Raw genomic sequence first — 17,058 nt, 5'->3', positions numbered from 1 at the left:
GGCACTGAACCATGTTCGGTCTGGCAACTGATACCTACCTGCTGCTTGATGCGGTGGTCACCATCATCGGCCTGGTGCTGCTGATCACTCATTTCAAAGTCCACCCTTTCGTCGCCCTCACCCTGGCCGCCGGCTTTCTGGGCCTGACTTCGGGCATGCCGGTGGCCAAGGTCATGAAGTCGTTCCAGGACGGTTTCGGCGGTGTCCTGGGATTCGTTGGCATCGTCCTGGCCCTGGGCACCATGCTGGGCAAGTTGATGGCCGACTCCGGCGGCGCCGACCAGATCGCCCAGACCTTGATCAGGGCCTTCGGTAAACAGAAAGTGCACTGGGCGATGATGTTCGCCGCTTTCCTGGTAGGCATCCCGCTGTTCTTCGAGATCGGTTTCGTGCTGTTGATCCCGCTGGTGTTCATCGTCGCCCGCCGCTCCGGGGTATCGCTGATCAAGATCGGTATACCGCTACTGGCCGGCTTGTCGGTGGTCCATGGCCTGGTGCCGCCGCACCCCGGGCCTTTGCTGGCCATCGGCATCTTCAATGCCGACATCGGCAAGACCATCTTCTATGGCCTGATCGTCGCCCTGCCCACCGCCATCATTGCAGGGCCCCTGTATGGCAACTTCATCTCCCGCTACATTCCGGGCTCGCCCTCCCAGGAGCTGATGGACCAGATCGCCCGGGAGTCGGAACAAAAGAACCTGCCCAGTTTCACCGTGACCCTGGTCACCGTGTTGCTGCCGGTGTTCCTGATGCTGCTCAAGACCTTCGCCGACGTGGTACTGCCAGCCGAACACATCGTGCGCCAGTGGATGGACCTGATCGGCCACCCCATCACCGCCCTGCTCGCTGCCTTGCTCCTGGCTTTCTATACCTTTGGCGCAGCCCGGGGCTTTTCCCGCCAGCAGATCATGAAATTGCTCGACCAGAGCCTGGCACCGACCGCCGCTATTGTGCTGATCGTCGGCGCCGGGGGTGGCTTCAAGCAGATGCTGGTGGATACCGGGGTGGGCAATGTGATCGGCCAGATGGCCGTGCATGCACAGATCTCGCCGATCATGCTGGCGTGGCTGGTGGCGGCGGTGATTCGCATTGCCACCGGGTCCGCGACGGTGGCAACCATTACCGGTGCCGGGATAGTCGCACCGGTGATCGGCATGATTCCCGGGGTCAATCGTGAGTTGCTGGTGCTGGCTACCGGGGCGGGGTCGTTGATTCTGTCGCACGTCAACGATGCCGGGTTCTGGCTGGTGAAGCAGTACTTCAACATGACCGTGGCCGAGACGTTCAAGACCTGGAGCATGATGGAGACCATCCTGTCGGTGGTCGGCATCATCTTTATCATGCTGTTGTCGTTGGTGGTTTGAGGGCCTCTCGCAGGGCAAGCCCGCTCCTACACTGTGGGAGCGGGCTTGCCCCGCGATTCATTCAAGCGCTACGGTTAAAAGGCCGCCTTGAAAATCGCCTCGATCTCTTCCTGGCTCGCCGGCCGCGGATTGGTCAGTCCACAGGCATCCTTCAGTGCATTGCTGGCCAGGACCGGCACATCCGCCTCGCGCGCCCCCAGCACCGCCAGCCCGGCGGGAATTTCGATGGCCCGCGACAGGTTCTCGATAGCGGCAATCGCCGCATCACTGCCCTGCTCCGCGCTCATGCCGCTGACATCCACACCCATCGCCTTGGCAACATCGCGCAGGCGCGCAGCACTGACCTTGGCATTGAAGCGCTGCACATGCGGCAGCAGCACGGCGTTGCAAACCCCATGGGGCAAGTCATAGAACCCGCCGAGCTGGTGCGCCATCGCATGCACATAGCCCAGCGAAGCATTGTTGAACGCCATGCCGGCCAGGAACTGGGCATACGCCATGTTCTCGCGGGCCTGCAGATCACTGCCTTCGGCCACGGCCTGGCGCAGGTTGTCACTGATCAGCTCGATGGCCTTGATTGCACAGGCGTCGGTAATGGGCGTCGCCGCCGTGGACACATAGGCCTCGATGGCGTGAGTCAGTGCGTCCATGCCCGTTGCTGCCGTCAGCCCCTTGGGCATCGCGGCCATCAGCGCTGGGTCGTTCACCGAGAGCAACGGCGTGACGTTACGGTCGACGATGGCCATTTTCACATGGCGAGCCTCGTCGGTGATGATGCAGAAGCGAGTCATTTCACTTGCCGTACCGGCCGTGGTGTTGATCGCAATCAGCGGCAGCTGCGGCTTGGCCGAGCGGTCGACGCCTTCGTAATCGCTGATGTGCCCGCCGTTGGTGGCGCACAGGGCAATGCCCTTGGCGCAGTCATGGGGCGAGCCGCCGCCCAGGGAAATCACGCAGTCGCAACGCTCGCGTTGCAATTGCGCCAGGCCTTGTTCGACGTTGGCGATGCTGGGGTTGGGTTTGGCGCCGTCGAAAATCGACGAGTCGATGTCGCGCATGGCCAGCAGTTCGGCAATGCGCGTGGCGACACCGGCCTTGGCCAGGCCTGTATCGGTGACGATCAGCGCCTTGCGCAGCCCGTAGCCGGCGATGGCGGCCATCGCTTCGTCGAGGCAATCAATGCCCATGATGTTGACGGCGGGGATGAAGAACGTGCTGCTCATGGCGAAACCCTCGTGCAATATTCCATTGCCTTCAGGATCCGCCGATACAGCCTGCCCCGTGTTGATCTGGGGCAAGCCTTGCTCAACCGAGGAACAAGCGGTAGGCCGGGTTGTCGGTCTCGTCCCAGTAGCGATAGCCCATGTCATCCAGCGCTTGCGGCAGGCCGGCCTGTTCGTCTTCGGGCACCTCCAGGGCGGCAAATACCCGTGCCTCGGCCGCACCATGGTTGCGGTAGTGGAACAAGCTGATGTTCCAGCGCTTGCCCAGGCGTTCCAGGAATCCCAGCAAGGCCCCCGGGCGTTCCGGGAATTCAAAGCGCATCACCCGCTCGTTTGCGCCGGGGCCGGCATGCCCGCCCACGGTATGGCGCACGTGCAACTTGGCCAGTTCGTTGTCGGTCAGGTCGAGCACGCTGTAGCCCTGTTCGCCGAGGCTCGCCAGCAAACGGTCACGGGGGTCGTGTTGTGGATGGGTCTGCACTCCAACAAACAGCCGCGCCTCCTTGCCAGGGTAATAGCGGTAGTTGAACTCGGTGATCTGGCGCTTGCCCAGCGCCTGGCAGAACGCCCGAAAACTGCCGGGCTGCTCGGGGATGGTCACGGCGATGATCGCTTCGCGCTGCTCACCCAGCTCGGCGCGTTCGGCAACATGGCGAAGGCGGTCGAAGTTGACGTTGGCGCCGGAGTCGATGGCTACCAGGGTCTGCCCAACGGCATTCTCGCGAGCGACATACTTCTTGATGCCGGCCACCGCCAGTGCCCCCGACGGTTCGGTGATCGAGCGGGTGTCGTCGTAGATGTCCTTGATTGCCGCGCACAGCTCGTCGTTGCTGACCGTGATCACTTCATCCACATAGTGCCGGCACAGCTCGAAGCAATGGGCGCCGATCTGCGCCACCGCCACGCCCTCGGCAAAGCTGCCGACCTGGGGCAGCACCACCCGCTCGCCAGCCGCCAGCGCCGCCTGCAGGCAGTTGGAGTCCTGTGGTTCGACGCCGATCACCTTGACCTGTGGGCGCAGGTACTTGACGTAGGCGGCGATGCCGGCGATCAGACCGCCGCCGCCCACCGGCACGAAGATCACGTCCAGCGCACCGGGCTGCTGGCGCAGGATTTCCATGGCCACCGTGCCTTGGCCGGCGATCACGTCCGGGTCATCGAAGGGTGGGACGAAGGTCGCGCCTTCACTGTCGGCAAGCTTGAGGGCATGAGCCAGGGCGTGCGGGAAACTGTCGCCGTGCAGCACCACTTCACCACCGCGCGAGCGCACGCCGTTCACTTTCAATTCCGGAGTAGTGGTCGGCATGACGATGGTTGCCCGCATGCCCAGTTCTCGGGCAGCCAGGGCTACGCCCTGGGCATGGTTGCCGGCCGATGCCGTGATGACCCCGCGTGCGCGCTGGGCCGGGTTCAGGCGGCTGAGGCGGTTGTAGGCACCACGGATCTTGAAGGAGAACGTCGGCTGCAGGTCTTCACGCTTGAGCAGCACCTGGTTGCCCAGGGCCTGGGACAACGCCGGTGCAAGCTGCAAAGGCGTTTCGATCGCCAGGTCGTACACCGGGGCAGCGAGAATGCGCCGTACGTAGTCGGACAGCAGGTTCAGCGACGCGGATGGTGTGCGAGGGCTAACGGCAAGGCTGGTCATCGGTGACTCCTGGTTTTTTGAAGTGCCCAGGAGAGAGAGAAAGAACCCGCCTCCAGGGCGGGTTCTGTGCAAGTGCCAGCTAGCCCGCCAAACTGATAATGGCGGTAATAATGCTGTGCTGGGGCAACTGCAGGTAGGTATTCATGGCAGGGAAACTAGCCCAGCTGCGCGACCGAAGTCAAGCGGGCTCTCGCGCCGATGCCGGCACATCGAACACCCGGTCGAAGCCCCACTGGAACACAAAGGCGTAGACGAAGAAGAACAGAAACAGCGCAAGGTTGGTCAGCAGCGCCGCCCACAGACTGATCTGCAGCCAGTAGGCAACCACTGGCAAGAGGATCAGCACCATCCCGCCCTCGAAGCCCAGCGCATGCACGAATCGCCGCCACAGGGTGCGACGCCGTTGGGCCTGACGCGCTTCCCAGTACTCGAAGATCCAGTTGTAGAACATGTTCCAGGCCAGGGCCACGGCTGACAGGATCAGCGAGAGCACTGTTGAATGCGCCATGTCCGTATCGAACGCCCAGGACAGCGTCGGCGCCACGCACAGCACCGCGATGGCTTCGTAAAGTATGGCCTGGACGACCTTGCGCGCCTTGCCTTGCATGACCGGCTCCCCTCGACAAATGAAGCCCCACCCTAGCTGCGTTGAGGCTCAGGTTCAATTGAGCTAGATTGAGCCTCCCTCAATCAGGTTGAACGTCATGTTCGCCAAATTGCCCCTGACTGCCCTGCGCACCTTCGAAGCGGCGGCCCGCCTGGGTGGCTTCAAGGCTGCCGCCGACGAGCTGGCCGTGACCCCGGCGGCGGTCTCGCACCAGGTCAAGCAACTGGAAACCCACCTGGGCCAGCTACTGTTCCAGCGCAGTGCCCAGCGGGTCGCGCTGACCACGGCAGGCGAGCAACTGTACCGCCAGGTCCACCACGCCCTGGGTGAGCTGCAACAGGCCATGACCGACCTGCGTCCCCCTTGCGACCAGCAACAACTGACCTTGACCACCACCGCTGCTTTCGCCAGCCTCTGGCTGATCCCGCGCCTGGGAGACTTTCACCGGCGTCACAGCGACATCCAGGTCAAGGTGCAAACCAGCAACGCGGTCATCGACCTGCACCGCGACCACAGCCTTGACCTGGCCCTGCGCGCAGAATTCAACATTGACCCGACCCTGTACCGAGTGCCGCTGCTGTCGGAGCATTTTGCCGTCTATTGCCCACCTGGCTGGCAAGAGCCCCCGGACGACCAGGCACTGGTATTGATCGAAGCTCCATGGGTGTCGGCCAGCGGCGCCGCCATCGACTGGACCCGCTGGTGCGCTCTGGCGGGCAAGCAGGCGTGGCTGCAACGCGCCCGCTTTCATCACTACGACGACGAGCACCATGCCTTGCAGGCGGCGATTGCAGGTCATGGGCCGGTGCTGGCGAGCACCGTGCTGGTTGCCCAAAGCCTGAGGCTCGGCTTGTTGCAGCCGTGGCGCGACGACATCCGTCTGCCAGCAGCGCAGTACAGCGCAGTCTGCGTACCAGGCCAGGAACGACGGCCGGCAGTGCGTGTGTTCCTGGCGTGGTTGCGTGAAGGCGCGGGTTTGCCCACCGATGCTCATGAACCGCTCTAAAGCCTGCCTTCCTTGACGCCAAATAGCCGCTCCCGCGAGTGGACAACCCCCGTTCTGCTGCTGTATCTAACACCTACGACACCGACGGATCGTACAACTTCGCACATCAGGAAGGGACGAGGATCGCGACGATGGCCTACACAGTCATGATGGTTTTTGGGACGCGCCCCGAAGCAATCAAGATGGCCCCACTGGCCCAGGTGTTACGCCAGTGGCCAGACGTCGAACTGAATATCTGCTCCACCGGCCAGCACCGGGAAATGCTCCAACAGGTACTCAAGGACTTTGGCTTGAGCGTTGACGAGGACCTCCACGTCATGACCCAGAGTCAGACGCTCAATGGCCTGTCGCAACAATTGCTCGAGCAACTGGACGCCACCTACTCCCAGATCAAGCCCGACATCGTGCTGGTGCACGGTGCCACCACCACCAGCTTTATCGCCGCCCTCGCCGCTTTCAACCGGCAGATTCCGATCGGGCACGTCGAAGCCGGGCTGCGCACCGGCAACCTCAAGGCGCCCTGGCCCGAGGAAGCCAACCGGCGCATGACGGCGGTGATCGCCGACCTGCACTTTGCGCCGACCAACCGCGCCCGCGACAACTTGTTGCGCGAAGGCGTAGCGCTTGAAAACATCGAAGTCACCGGCAACACGGTGATCGATGCGCTGCTGTGGATGCGCGAGCACCTGACCAAGAGCCACTGGAAACCCGCTCCCGAATCGCCCTTGGCGCACCTGCGCGAAGACCAGCGCATGGTGCTGGTCACCGGTCACCGGCGGGAGAACTTTGGCCAGGGCTTCGAGCGTATCTGCCTGGCCCTGGCCGAACTTGCCCTGCGCTACCCGAACGTGCAGTTCGTCTACCCCGTGCACTTGAACCCCCAAGTGCAAAAGGCCGTCTACGGGGTGCTCTCCCATCAGTCGAACATCCTCCTGCTACCGCCCCAGGACTATCAGCATTTTGTCTGGCTGATGGACCGCGCCTACCTGATCCTCACCGACTCCGGCGGCGTGCAGGAAGAGGCGCCCGCCCTGGGCAAGCCGCTGCTGGTGCTTCGCAAGGTGACCGAGCGCCCTTCGGTGCTCGAAGGCGGAACGGTGAAGCTGGTGGGCACCCTGACCGAACGAATCGTCAAGGAAACCAGCCTGCTGCTCGATGATGCCGAGGTCTACCAACGCATGAGCCGGGTGTTCACCCCCTACGGCGATGGCCACGCCAGCGAACGCATCGCCGAACGACTGAACCAGTGGCTCGAGAACAAAGCTCGCGAGCGCCACGATGCATGAGAGGGCCTGCTAACCTTCAGCGGCAACCGAGACGCATTCGGAACTCACAGCATTCGCAAGGCCGCCATGTACAAAACCATCGAACAGCAGGTGCGCAGCAATATCGCACCGCCCGAACTGCGCCGGGAATTTCGCCAGCATGATTTCGAAAGCCTGCATTCCTTCTGCCTGCTGATATTCTGCGTCAGCCTCGGGATCTGGATACTGTTCGACCTGATCGTCGGCTATCTCGGCCTGCAAGCCTTCACTTTCCGGTCGTTGGTGTTCATTGCGGTAATGGTCATCCTCACCATCATGCTGGCATTCACCCGCAAGGCGGTGCATTTCGATGTGCTCAACCTGGTGTTCGTGGCCGTCATCACCCTGGCCATGCGCCTGGTGATCGACGGCCTGCCGGCGGAGCTGCGCCCGGCCTGGTTGGTGCTGGGCGCCTCCAGTGCGCTGTACAGCGTGTCGGTGCTGCCGGTACGGCGCTGGTCGTTCTTCGCGGCCATGCTGGTCATCTGGTTCAACCTCAACCCTTACCGCGAGGGGCTGGTACACTCCGTGGAACTGCGTGGCGGCTTGATCCTGTGCTACACGCTGTTCCTCAGCGGCCTGATCACCTACACCTACCTCAAGCTGCGCAGTGCCAAGCTGTACAACTTCTACATGTCCAAGGTGCTGCTCGAGCAGGCCTATGTCGACGCCCTCACCGAAATCCCCAACCGCCGCTCGTTCATGACCAAGGCCCAGCGCCACCTGGAAGACGACGAGCCGCACCGCTACCTGGCGATGATCGACATCGACAACTTCAAGAAGGTCAACGACCAGTTCGGCCACGACATCGGCGATCTGGTGCTCAAGCGCACCGCGGCCAATATCAAGGCGGCGATGAACGAATTCGAATATGCCCGCTTGGGCGGCGAGGAGTTCGCCATTTATCTGTGGGGCATGAACCAGGCCGATGCCGAACAACGCATGGATGCGCTGTGCAGACGGGTGCGCGAAGATGCCACCGATCACCCGGTGACCATCAGCATCGGCCTGACCCCGGTCGGGCGTGACGACAGCCTGAGCAACGCCCTGGTCAAGGCCGACGAGGCGCTGTACCGGGCCAAGCACGAAGGCAAGGACCGCTATGTAGCCTGGTAGGAGCGGGATTGCCCCGCGATGCGATATCGAGGGCCTGTCACGCCCCCACAGCCCCGCTCACCCCCGCGGCAAGCGAATCAGGAACTGCGCCCCACCCAGCGCCGACTGGCTCACGGTCAAGGTGCCACCTTGCCCCTCGATTGCCCGCCGGCTGATCGCCAACCCCAGTCCAAAACCACCGGTGGTGCGATCCCGGCTACGGTCCAGGCGATAGAACGGCTGAAAGATCAGCTCACGCTGATCCACCGGAATACCGATACCGTCATCCTCGACCGTCAGCAGGCAGTGCCCCTCGGCATCCAGACTCAGGCGCAACAGCAATTGCCGGTCGCAGTAGCGCATGGCATTGCGTACGAGATTCTGTAGTGCCCGGGCGGTCAGGCGCGGGTCGAGGATAAAGCGCGGTAGGTTGTCGTCGGCGCGAACCTGCCATTCGATGTCACGGCTATCGAGTTCCTCGGCAAAGCTGCCGAGGATACTGTCGACCAATTCCAGCAACGATACCTCGACCCGTTCGCGGGCCTGGTCGGCATTCTGCAAGCGGCTGTACGACAGCAGCTCGAGCACCAGCTCATCCAGTTCGCGCACGTGCCCCACCAGTTCCAGCAGACGCTTGCGACAGCCTGGCGGCACCTCGTCGAACAACAGCACCAGGCCAAAGTCCAGGCGGGTCAATGGTGTGCGCAGTTCGTGGGAGACGGCGTTGAGCAGCTCTCGCTGCTGGGTCAGCAGGCGCTCGACGTCGTGGGCCATGGTGTCGAACACCTGGGCCAGCTCGCCGATGTTCGAGCGCGCCGGAATCTGCGTACGCTCCGACAGCTGCCCCTGCCCCAGGCGTCGCGCTGTCTCTTTGAGGCGCTCGAGGTCGCGCCAGTGCGGCCACACCCACAACAGCAGGCAACCGAGCAGGGCCGCGCCGATCAGTACCGTGACACCCCACGACAACAGGTTAATGTCTACCGGGTCCGGCGGGTTGCGCAACTCCACCGCCCAGGTTGAATCCAGGGGTGCCAGGGCCGAGTTGTAGTAGCCCCAGTCGCCCAGGCGCACCACGTTTTCGCCGGCCGACAAGCGTGCCCGGTCGTCATGGGACAGGCCGATCTGGTCCTGGCGCCGCAGCTCGATCTGCAGCGGTGCGAAGTCAGCCGCAAGGGCTTTCTCGACTTCGGGCCACTGCGTCGCCGACACCTGGCGAAAGCGCTCGACGATCAACTTCTGGACGCCCTTGGCCTGGTCCAGGTTGTAGGCGATGAAGCGCTCGTGAAAGGCACCGACAATGGCGTCGGGAATCAGCAACAGCGCACCGGCATAGGCGGCGATGGTCACCAGGTACAGGCGTACGAGGATTTTCAGCATGGGTCAGGCACCCTGATCAGAATTCCCACTCGACACGGCTGAACAAGTAGCCCTTGCCCCACACGGTCTTGATCTTGCGGGCTTCGCCGGCGCTGTCGTCGAACTTGCGGCGCAACTTGGAAATGGCCACGTCGACCGAGCGGTCGGTGCCGTTGAATTCGATCCCGCGCAATTGCTGCAGGATGCGGTCACGGCTGAGCACCTCGCCGGCGTGGCGCGCCAGCACCACCAGCAGGTTGTACTCGCCACTTGACAGTTCCACCTGCTGCTCACGCCAGAACACATTGCGCTCGGCAAGGTCGATGCGCAGCCCGCCGACCACGATCAGGTCGGTTTCCAGGCGCGGCTCGTTGATGCTGCTGCGACGCAACAGGGTGCGTACCCGAGCCAGTAGCACTCGCGGCTCGCAAGGTTTGGTGACGTAGTCGTCGGCACCCATTTCCAGGCCCAGGACCTGGTCATGGCTGTCGTCGCGAGCGGTGAGCATGAGGATCGGCAAGGCCTGGGACTCGGCGCGCAACAGGCGGCAGACCTGCAAGCCATCGAGCCCCGGCAGCATCAGGTCGAGGATCACCAGGTCCGGTTTGCTGCGCCGGGCTTCGGCCAGTACGTGGTCGCCGCGGGCGATCACACTGACGCAAAAGTCGTTGCGTTGCAGGTAGCTGGCGATCAGTTCGGACAAGGCGCAGTCGTCTTCGACCAGGAGGATGTTGGGCATGAGCAATTTGACAGGCTGGAAAAGTCAGGCAAGGATATAGGACCTTATGCGCAGCCCGCGCAATCCTTCACACTTTTTCACACTCGGCCTACACAGCTTAACAGTTGGACGTTGGCCTCCTGCCTTAGCATTGCCGGGTCATTTATGGAAGATCCGCATGTTCAGTTCAAGCCCCGTCCGTCTGCGTGCCTTGCTGCCGCTGCTTGCCATCACCATGTCCCTTGGCGCGTGCTCCGACAGCGCCCCGGATGAGGAAAAAGCCCCGCCAAGCGCCGTCATCATCGAAACCGTTCGCGTCCAGCCGCTGGCCATCAGCACCGAGCTCAACGGCCGCATCCTTGCCCCCCGTACCGCCGAAGTCCGCGCCCGCGTCGCCGGCGTGGTGCTCAAGCGGGTGTACCGCGAAGGCAGCGACGTCAAGCAGGGCGATGTGCTGTTCAGGATCGACCCGGCACCGTTCAAGGCGGACTACGACAGTGCCCGCGCCGTACTGGCCAAGGCCGAGGCAAACCGCTACCAGGCACGCCTGCAGGATGAGCGCTACCGAGAGCTGATCACGATCAACGCCGTCAGCCGCCAGGACCACGACAACGCCCGAGCGGCCCTGATGCAGGCCGATGCGGCGGTTGCCGAGGCCAAGGCCGCGGTAGAGCGGGCAAAACTGAACCTGGGGTATGCCACGGTCACCGCGCCGATTTCCGGGCGCATTGGCCGCGCCCTGGTCACCGAAGGAGCGCTGGTGGGCCAGAACGAAACCACACCGCTGGCGACCATCCAGCAGTTGGACCCGATCCACGCCGACGTGTCCCAGTCGACGCGCGAGCTCAATGCCCTTCGTCGCGCCCTGCGCGCTGGCGAGCTGCAGCAAGTGGGCCAGGACCAGGCCAAGGTCACCCTGATCCAGGACGACGGCACGCCCTACCCGCTGCCCGGCAAACTGCTTTTCTCCGATATCAGCGTCGACCCGAGCACCGGTCAGATCACCGTGCGCAGCGAGTTCCCCAACCCGGACCTGGACCTGCTGCCCGGCAGCTTCATCCGGGTGCGCCTGGACCAGGCCGTCAAGCAGCAAGGCATCAGCGTGCCGCAGCGCGCCATCCTGCGCGACAGCGCAGGCCAGCCACGGGTATTGCTGGTAGACGCTGGTGAACGCATCAGCGAACGACCGGTGGTGCTGGGCAGCGTGCAGAATGATCGCTGGATCGTCAGCGAAGGCCTGGCCCCCGGTGACCGAGTGGTGGTCGAAGGCCTGCAGCACGTACGCCCAGGCGATCAGGTAACGATCGATAACGCGGGTAAAGACGCCCCATCCATCGCCAAGTCCACCGGCCAGTGAGGGCCTGATTCATGCCGCAGTTTTTCATTGACCGCCCGGTATTCGCCTGGGTGGTCGCGCTGTTCATCCTGCTGGCTGGCGCCCTGGCAATTCCACAGTTGCCGGTGGCCCAGTACCCGGACGTCGCCCCACCGCAGGTGGAAATCTACGCGATCTACCCTGGTGCCTCGGCGCAAACGGTCGACGAAAGCGTGGTGAGCCTGATCGAGGAAGAGCTCAACGGTGCCGACAACCTGCTCTACTTCAGCTCGCAGAGCAGCCTGGGCAGCGCCACCATCACCGCGACGTTCGAGCCCGGTACCAACCCGGACCTGGCCCAGGTGGATGTACAGAACCGCCTGAAGGTGGTCGAGTCCCGCCTGCCGCGTCCGGTCATCCAGCAAGGCCTGCAGGTGGAGAAGGTATCGACCGGCTTCCTGCTGATGGTGACCCTGACCGCCGAGGACGGAAGCCTCGATGAAGTGACGTTGAGCGACTTTCTGGCGCGCAACGTGATGAACGAAATCCGCCGCCTCAAGGGCGTCGGCAAGGCGCAGTTGTATGGCTCCGAAAGGGCGATGCGGATCTGGCTCGACTCGCAGAAGCTGATCGGCTTCAACCTCACCCCCGACGACGTCAACGAAGCGATCGCCGCACAGAACGCCCAGGTTGCCCCCGGCAGCATTGGCAACCTGCCCGGCACCGGCACCCAGGAAATCACCGCCAACGTGGTCATCCACGGCCAGTTGAGCACCGTGCAGGAGTTCTCCGACATTGTCCTGCGCGCCAATCCGGACGGCTCGCGCGTGACCATTGGCGATGTCGCCCGGGTCGAGATCGGTAGCCAGGAGTACCAGTACGGCACCCGCCTCAATGGCAAGCCGACCAGCGCCTTCAGCGTCAAGCTGTCGCCGGGCGCCAATGCCATGGAGACCGCCACCCTGGTGCGCAGCAAGCTCGATGAATTGTCGCGCTACCTGCCGCCGGGATCGAAGTTCGACATCCCCTACGACACCTCGCCTTTCGTCAAGGTCTCGATCCAGCAGGTGATCACCACCCTGCTCGAAGCCATGGCCCTGGTGTTCGCGGTGATGTTCCTGTTCCTGCAGAACATCCGCTACACCCTGATCCCGACCCTGGTGGTACCGGTGGCCTTGGCCGGCACATTTGCCGCCATGCTGGCGCTGGGCTTCTCGGTCAACGTGCTGACCCTGTTCGGCATGGTGCTGGCCATCGGCATCCTGGTGGACGACGCCATCGTGGTGGTGGAGAACGTCGAGCGGATCATGAGCGAAGAAGGCCTATCGCCCCGGGACGCGACCAAAAAAGCCATGGGCCAGATCACCGGCGCCATCGTCGGCATCACCCTGGTGCTGGTGGCGGTGTTCCTGCCGATGGCCTTCATGCAGGGCTCGGTGGGTGTGATCTACCAGCAGTTCTCGGTATCGATGGCGGTATCGATCCTGTTCTCGGCATTCCTGGCCCTGAGCCTGACCCCAGCCCTGTGCGCCACCTTGCTCAAGCCCATCGCCAAGGGCGAGCACCACGAAAAAAGCGGATTCTTCGGTTGGTTCAACCGGTTTTTCGAACGCTTGACCCACGGTTACCAGCGCTGGGTGATCCAGGCCCTCAAGCGTAGCGGTCGCTACCTGATGGTGTATGGTGTGCTGGTGGCGGGCCTGGTCTATGGCTTCAGCCAACTGCCCTCCTCGTTCCTGCCCACCGAAGACCAGGGCTACACCATCACCGACATCCAGCTGCCGCCGGGGGCCAGCCGGGCCCGCACCGAACTGGTGGCGGCGCAGATCGAGGCGCACAACGCCACCGAACCTGGCGTGGGCAACACCACCTTGATTCTTGGCTTCAGCTTCTCCGGCGAAGGCCAGAACGCAGCGCTGGGGTTCACCACCCTCAAGGATTGGTCCGAGCGCGGTGCCGATGACAGCGCCCAGTCCATTGCCGACCGTGCCAATGCCGCCTTCAGCCAGTTCAAGGATGCCATTGCCTACTCGGTGCTGCCGCCTCCCGTGGACGGCCTGGGTACCTCCAGTGGCTTCGAGTTTCGCCTGCAGGATCGTGGCGGGCTTGGCCACCGGGCGCTGATGGCGGCCCGTGACCAGTTGCTGGCCGATGCCGAGAAAAGCCCGATGCTGGTCAACGTGCGTGAAAGTGCCCTGGCCGAAAGCCCGCAGGTGCAACTGGAAGTTGACCGCAAGCAGGCCAATGCCCTGGGGGTGTCGTTTGCCGACATCGGCAACGTGCTCAACACCGCTGTGGGCTCCAACTACGTCAATGACTTCCCCAACCAGGGACGCATGCAGCGGGTGGTGGTACAGGCCGAAGGCGACCAGCGCAGCCAGGTTGAAGACCTGTTGAAAATGCACGTGCGCAACAGCAGCGGCAAGATGGTCCCGCTGGCGGCCTTTGTGCAGGCCAAGTGGATCACCGGCCCCGTGCAACTGACTCGCTACAACGGCTATCCGGCGGTTGCGGTGTCCGGCGAGCCGGCACCTGGCTACAGCTCGGGTCAGGCCATGGAAGAAATCCAGCGCCTGGTCGAGCAGTTGCCACCGGGCATGGGCCTTGAGTGGACTGGCCTGTCGTTGCAGGAGCGCTTGTCCGGTTCCCAGGCACCAATGCTCATGGCCTTGTCGTTGCTGGTGGTGTTCCTGTGCCTGGCAGCGCTGTACGAGAGCTGGTCGATCCCCACCGCGGTGCTGCTTGTGGTGCCGCTGGGTGTGTTGGGCGCGGTGATTGCGGTGAGCCTGCGCGGGATGCCTAACGATGTGTTCTTCAAGGTCGGCCTGATCACCCTGATCGGCCTGTCGGCGAAGAACGCGATCCTGATCATCGAGTTCGCCAAGAGCCTGGTCGATGAGGGCCATGACCTGGTCGATGCCACGGTCCAGGCCGCGCGCTTGCGTTTGCGGCCCATCGTCATGACCTCGCTGGCGTTCATCCTCGGCGTAGTGCCGCTGGCGATCGCCACCGGCGCCAGCTCCGCCAGCCAGCAAGCCATCGGCACCGGGGTGATCGGCGGCATGCTCAGCGCAACGCTGGCCGTGGTCTTCGTACCGGTGTTCTTTGTAGTAGTGATGCGCCTGACCAGCAAACGCCGGGCGCACTTGCAACAGCCGCAACCGGCGGCTGACCCGCACTGATCTGGACAGTCGGCGGCGTGCATGGGAAGGTAAATGGCTGACTCGCCAGGAACCTTCACCATGACACTCGCCGCCCCCTCCTTCTCCACTCTGTTGCTGGCCGGTGGCCGAGGCCTGCGCATGGGCGGCCAGGACAAAGGCCTGGTGGCCTGGCATGGCACACCACTGATCGCCCACGTCCAGGCCGTGGTCCGGCCCTTGACCGACGACCTGATCATTTCCTGCAACCGCAACCTCGAACAGTACCGGCCCTATGCCGATCAACTGGTCTGCGACCCTGAAGCGGACTTCCCCGGCCCCATGGCCGGAGTACTGGCGGGCCTTGCCGTGGCCCAGCATCCGTGGCTGTTGGTGCTGGCGTGCGATGCACCGCAGATCGACACGGCGCTGGTCCTCGCGTTGCTGGCCAAGGCCGTTGAATACCAGCAACCGTGCATGGTACGCCAGGGCGGTTTCTGGCAACCGATGTTCAGTGTGATACCCAAGGCCCTGTCTGGGGATCTTGAACAACGCTGGCAACAGGGCGAGCGCAGCTTGCAGCGGGCATTGCTGGCCCATCCGATGCAGGCGCTTGAGTGTGACGAGGATGATGTGCGGCTGTGCAACTTCAATTCGCCGGCGTTTCTGGCCCGCTGACCGAGGCCAGGTCGCGGGGCAAGCCCGCGCCTACAAAGGGTATGTGTGCCTTTAGGGTGGGAGCGGGCTTGCCCCGCGACGAAGTCAACGCAACCGCGACCGAATCCGGTGGCACACGTTCAGCACCTGCTGGACCTCACTCTCGCCAAGGTCGATCTTGCACGCCATGTTGCTGAATACCTTGGCAGCCTCGGCCTTGAGCTCGCGGCCCTTGTCGGTGAGTAGCAGGTTGCGTCGACGACGGTCGGTCGGGTCAAGGTAGACGGTGATAAAGCCATTGTCGGCCAGGCGCTTGACGATGGGCGTCAAGGTCCCCAGGTCGAACAGCGTCAGCTCGCTCAGGGTGCTGATCGAGACGTCGTCCTTCCCCCACAACCCGGCCATAACCAGCAGTTGCGGGTACGTTACGCCACGTTTCTTGAGCGGCTCGGCATAGTCGCGCACCATCGCGTTTGCCGTGGAGTACAGCGAAAAGCACAGCATCTTGTCGAAGTCGAACGTCGGGTCAAGCATGCACACCTCCTTTGACCTGGCTGTACGCATGCACCGCATCCACCAATACCGCCAGGGCCTGCGGTGGGGTCGAAGGCAACACGGCCTGACCCAGGTTGAATACGTGCCCCATCCCGGCGGTGGCAGGACCGAAGGCCTGCAACGTGCGCTGCACTTCCCGGCGGATGCAGGCTTCATCGCCCAGAAGCACGGCCGGATCGAGGTTGCCCTGAAGGGCCACCGTATTGCCCACCAATTGCCGGGCCATGCCCAGGTCATAGCTGCTATCAAGTCCCAGGCAATCGACTCCGCTCTGGGTCATGTCCACTAACCACTGGCTGGCACCGCGAGTGTAGAGAACGGATGGCACACGATGCCCGTGGTGGCTCTTGTGTACCCGCGCAAGCACTTCGCGGGCATAGAACAGCGAAAAGCGTTGATACATGCCATTGGCCAACGCCCCGGCAAATGGATCAAGCAGCATCACGACCTGGGCTCCGCTTTCGATCTGGGCGTTCAGTGAGGCAGCCACGGCCTGGCTGGTGGTCAACAACAGTCGATGCAGCAGTTCCGGACGCCGATAGAGCATCCGCCTGATCAACTGGAAGTCCCCCGGAGGCCCGCCTTCGACCATGTAGCACGCCAGACTCCAGGGGCTGCCGGCAACGCCGATCAGCGGTACCTTGCCTTCCAGCGCCCGACGCGACTGTGCCACCGACTGGTAGAGGTACTCCTGGGCTCGCGGCTCTGGCACACGCAGGCGGTGGATGGCTTTCTCGTCGCGCAGCGGATGACGCAACCGTGGCGTCTGGCCATTGACGAAGTACAACCCCAGGCCCATGGCATCGGCCAGGGTGAGGATATCGCTGGTGACCACTGCCGCATCCAGGTTCAGGTGCCGGAACGGCTGCAGTGTGGCCTCGGTGGTGTAGTCAGGGTACTTGAGCAGTGACAGGTAGCAACCGGCCTTTGCCCGCAACTGGCGGTACTCGGGCAAATGATGACCGGCCTGCCCCATCAGCCACACCGGCGTGTGTAGCGTCGGTTGACGCAGCAAGGCCTTGATGAAGGAATTATTGTGCAAGGACGGGTAACTCATGCTGGATTCGCGAGAA

14 protein-coding genes are annotated in these 17,058 nt (G+C 63.3%); 7 read left to right on the top strand and 7 right to left on the bottom strand.

Annotated elements, in window-relative coordinates:
- The first annotated feature begins 11 nt into the window (after positions 1 to 11).
- Positions 12 to 1,364 carry a GntP family permease gene (locus tag NPS58_RS11765; protein ID WP_274115527.1) on the top strand — a complete coding sequence of 451 codons (1,353 nt, stop codon included), beginning with the start codon at positions 12 to 14 and terminating at the stop codon, positions 1,362 to 1,364.
- A 74-nt stretch (positions 1,365 to 1,438) separates the two neighbouring features.
- Here NPS58_RS11765 and yiaY read toward each other — a convergent pair whose 3' ends face one another.
- The 3 genes from yiaY to NPS58_RS11750 all read right to left on the bottom strand — a co-directional run bounded on the left by yiaY (position 1,439) and on the right by NPS58_RS11750 (position 4,839).
- Positions 1,439 to 2,587 (bottom strand): L-threonine dehydrogenase, encoded by a 1,149-nt coding sequence (gene yiaY / locus NPS58_RS11760; RefSeq protein ID WP_274115526.1) that lies wholly within the window; start codon positions 2,585 to 2,587, stop codon positions 1,439 to 1,441.
- 82 nt (positions 2,588 to 2,669) lie between these two features.
- Positions 2,670 to 4,232, bottom strand: a complete 1,563-nt coding sequence (gene ilvA, locus NPS58_RS11755) for a threonine ammonia-lyase, biosynthetic (RefSeq protein ID WP_274115525.1) — start codon at positions 4,230 to 4,232, stop codon at positions 2,670 to 2,672.
- A 178-nt stretch (positions 4,233 to 4,410) separates the two neighbouring features.
- Positions 4,411 to 4,839 (bottom strand): PACE efflux transporter, encoded by a 429-nt coding sequence (locus NPS58_RS11750; protein WP_274115524.1) that lies wholly within the window; start codon positions 4,837 to 4,839, stop codon positions 4,411 to 4,413.
- Between the two features lie 97 nt (positions 4,840 to 4,936).
- Between NPS58_RS11750 and NPS58_RS11745 the strand changes: the two genes are divergently transcribed.
- The 3 genes from NPS58_RS11745 (at position 4,937) to NPS58_RS11735 (ending at position 8,265) form a co-directional block, all read left to right on the top strand.
- Positions 4,937 to 5,845: a LysR substrate-binding domain-containing protein gene (locus tag NPS58_RS11745; RefSeq protein ID WP_274115522.1), complete on the top strand. Its 909-nt coding sequence runs from the start codon at positions 4,937 to 4,939 to the stop codon at positions 5,843 to 5,845.
- A gap of 131 nt (positions 5,846 to 5,976) precedes the next feature.
- Positions 5,977 to 7,131 (top strand): non-hydrolyzing UDP-N-acetylglucosamine 2-epimerase, encoded by a 1,155-nt coding sequence (gene wecB / locus NPS58_RS11740; RefSeq protein WP_274115520.1) that lies wholly within the window; start codon positions 5,977 to 5,979, stop codon positions 7,129 to 7,131.
- A 66-nt stretch (positions 7,132 to 7,197) separates the two neighbouring features.
- The gene (locus tag NPS58_RS11735; protein ID WP_274115519.1) at positions 7,198 to 8,265 is read left to right on the top strand and encodes a GGDEF domain-containing protein; all 1,068 of its coding nucleotides are present in this window, start codon (positions 7,198 to 7,200) and stop codon (positions 8,263 to 8,265) included.
- A gap of 57 nt (positions 8,266 to 8,322) precedes the next feature.
- Here NPS58_RS11735 and NPS58_RS11730 read toward each other — a convergent pair whose 3' ends face one another.
- Together NPS58_RS11730 and NPS58_RS11725 are read right to left on the bottom strand one after the other, a co-directional pair.
- Positions 8,323 to 9,621 (bottom strand): ATP-binding protein, encoded by a 1,299-nt coding sequence (locus tag NPS58_RS11730; RefSeq protein ID WP_274115518.1) that lies wholly within the window; start codon positions 9,619 to 9,621, stop codon positions 8,323 to 8,325.
- 16 nt (positions 9,622 to 9,637) lie between these two features.
- Positions 9,638 to 10,339, bottom strand: a complete 702-nt coding sequence (locus NPS58_RS11725) for a response regulator transcription factor (RefSeq protein WP_274115517.1) — start codon at positions 10,337 to 10,339, stop codon at positions 9,638 to 9,640.
- 157 nt (positions 10,340 to 10,496) lie between these two features.
- Here NPS58_RS11725 and NPS58_RS11720 point away from each other — a divergent pair, with 157 nt between their 5' ends.
- From NPS58_RS11720 to mobA, 3 genes are read left to right on the top strand one after another with little or no spacing between them, the layout of a single operon-like run.
- The gene (locus NPS58_RS11720) at positions 10,497 to 11,675 is read left to right on the top strand and encodes an efflux RND transporter periplasmic adaptor subunit (protein WP_274115516.1); all 1,179 of its coding nucleotides are present in this window, start codon (positions 10,497 to 10,499) and stop codon (positions 11,673 to 11,675) included.
- Between the two features lie 11 nt (positions 11,676 to 11,686).
- Complete coding sequence (locus tag NPS58_RS11715) at positions 11,687 to 14,815, top strand: efflux RND transporter permease subunit (protein WP_274115515.1); 3,129 nt, start codon at positions 11,687 to 11,689, stop codon at positions 14,813 to 14,815.
- A gap of 60 nt (positions 14,816 to 14,875) precedes the next feature.
- Positions 14,876 to 15,451, top strand: coding sequence for a molybdenum cofactor guanylyltransferase MobA (gene mobA / locus NPS58_RS11710; RefSeq protein WP_274115514.1), 576 nt, complete (start codon positions 14,876 to 14,878; stop codon positions 15,449 to 15,451).
- 84 nt (positions 15,452 to 15,535) lie between these two features.
- Here mobA and NPS58_RS11705 read toward each other — a convergent pair whose 3' ends face one another.
- Positions 15,536 to 15,964 carry a MarR family winged helix-turn-helix transcriptional regulator gene (locus NPS58_RS11705; protein ID WP_274115513.1) on the bottom strand — a complete coding sequence of 143 codons (429 nt, stop codon included), beginning with the start codon at positions 15,962 to 15,964 and terminating at the stop codon, positions 15,536 to 15,538.
- Positions 15,957 to 17,042 carry a uroporphyrinogen decarboxylase gene (hemE, locus tag NPS58_RS11700; RefSeq protein ID WP_274115512.1) on the bottom strand — a complete coding sequence of 362 codons (1,086 nt, stop codon included), beginning with the start codon at positions 17,040 to 17,042 and terminating at the stop codon, positions 15,957 to 15,959. The genes NPS58_RS11705 and hemE overlap by 8 nt, the downstream gene beginning before the upstream one ends.
- Positions 17,043 to 17,058 lie beyond the last annotated feature (16 nt).

The organism is Pseudomonas putida (assembly GCF_028682455.1).
GTDB lineage: Bacteria > Pseudomonadota > Gammaproteobacteria > Pseudomonadales > Pseudomonadaceae > Aquipseudomonas > Aquipseudomonas putida_AA.
The sequence above is the reverse complement of the archived record's forward strand: the minus strand, read 5'-3'. Positions and strand labels throughout refer to the sequence as shown.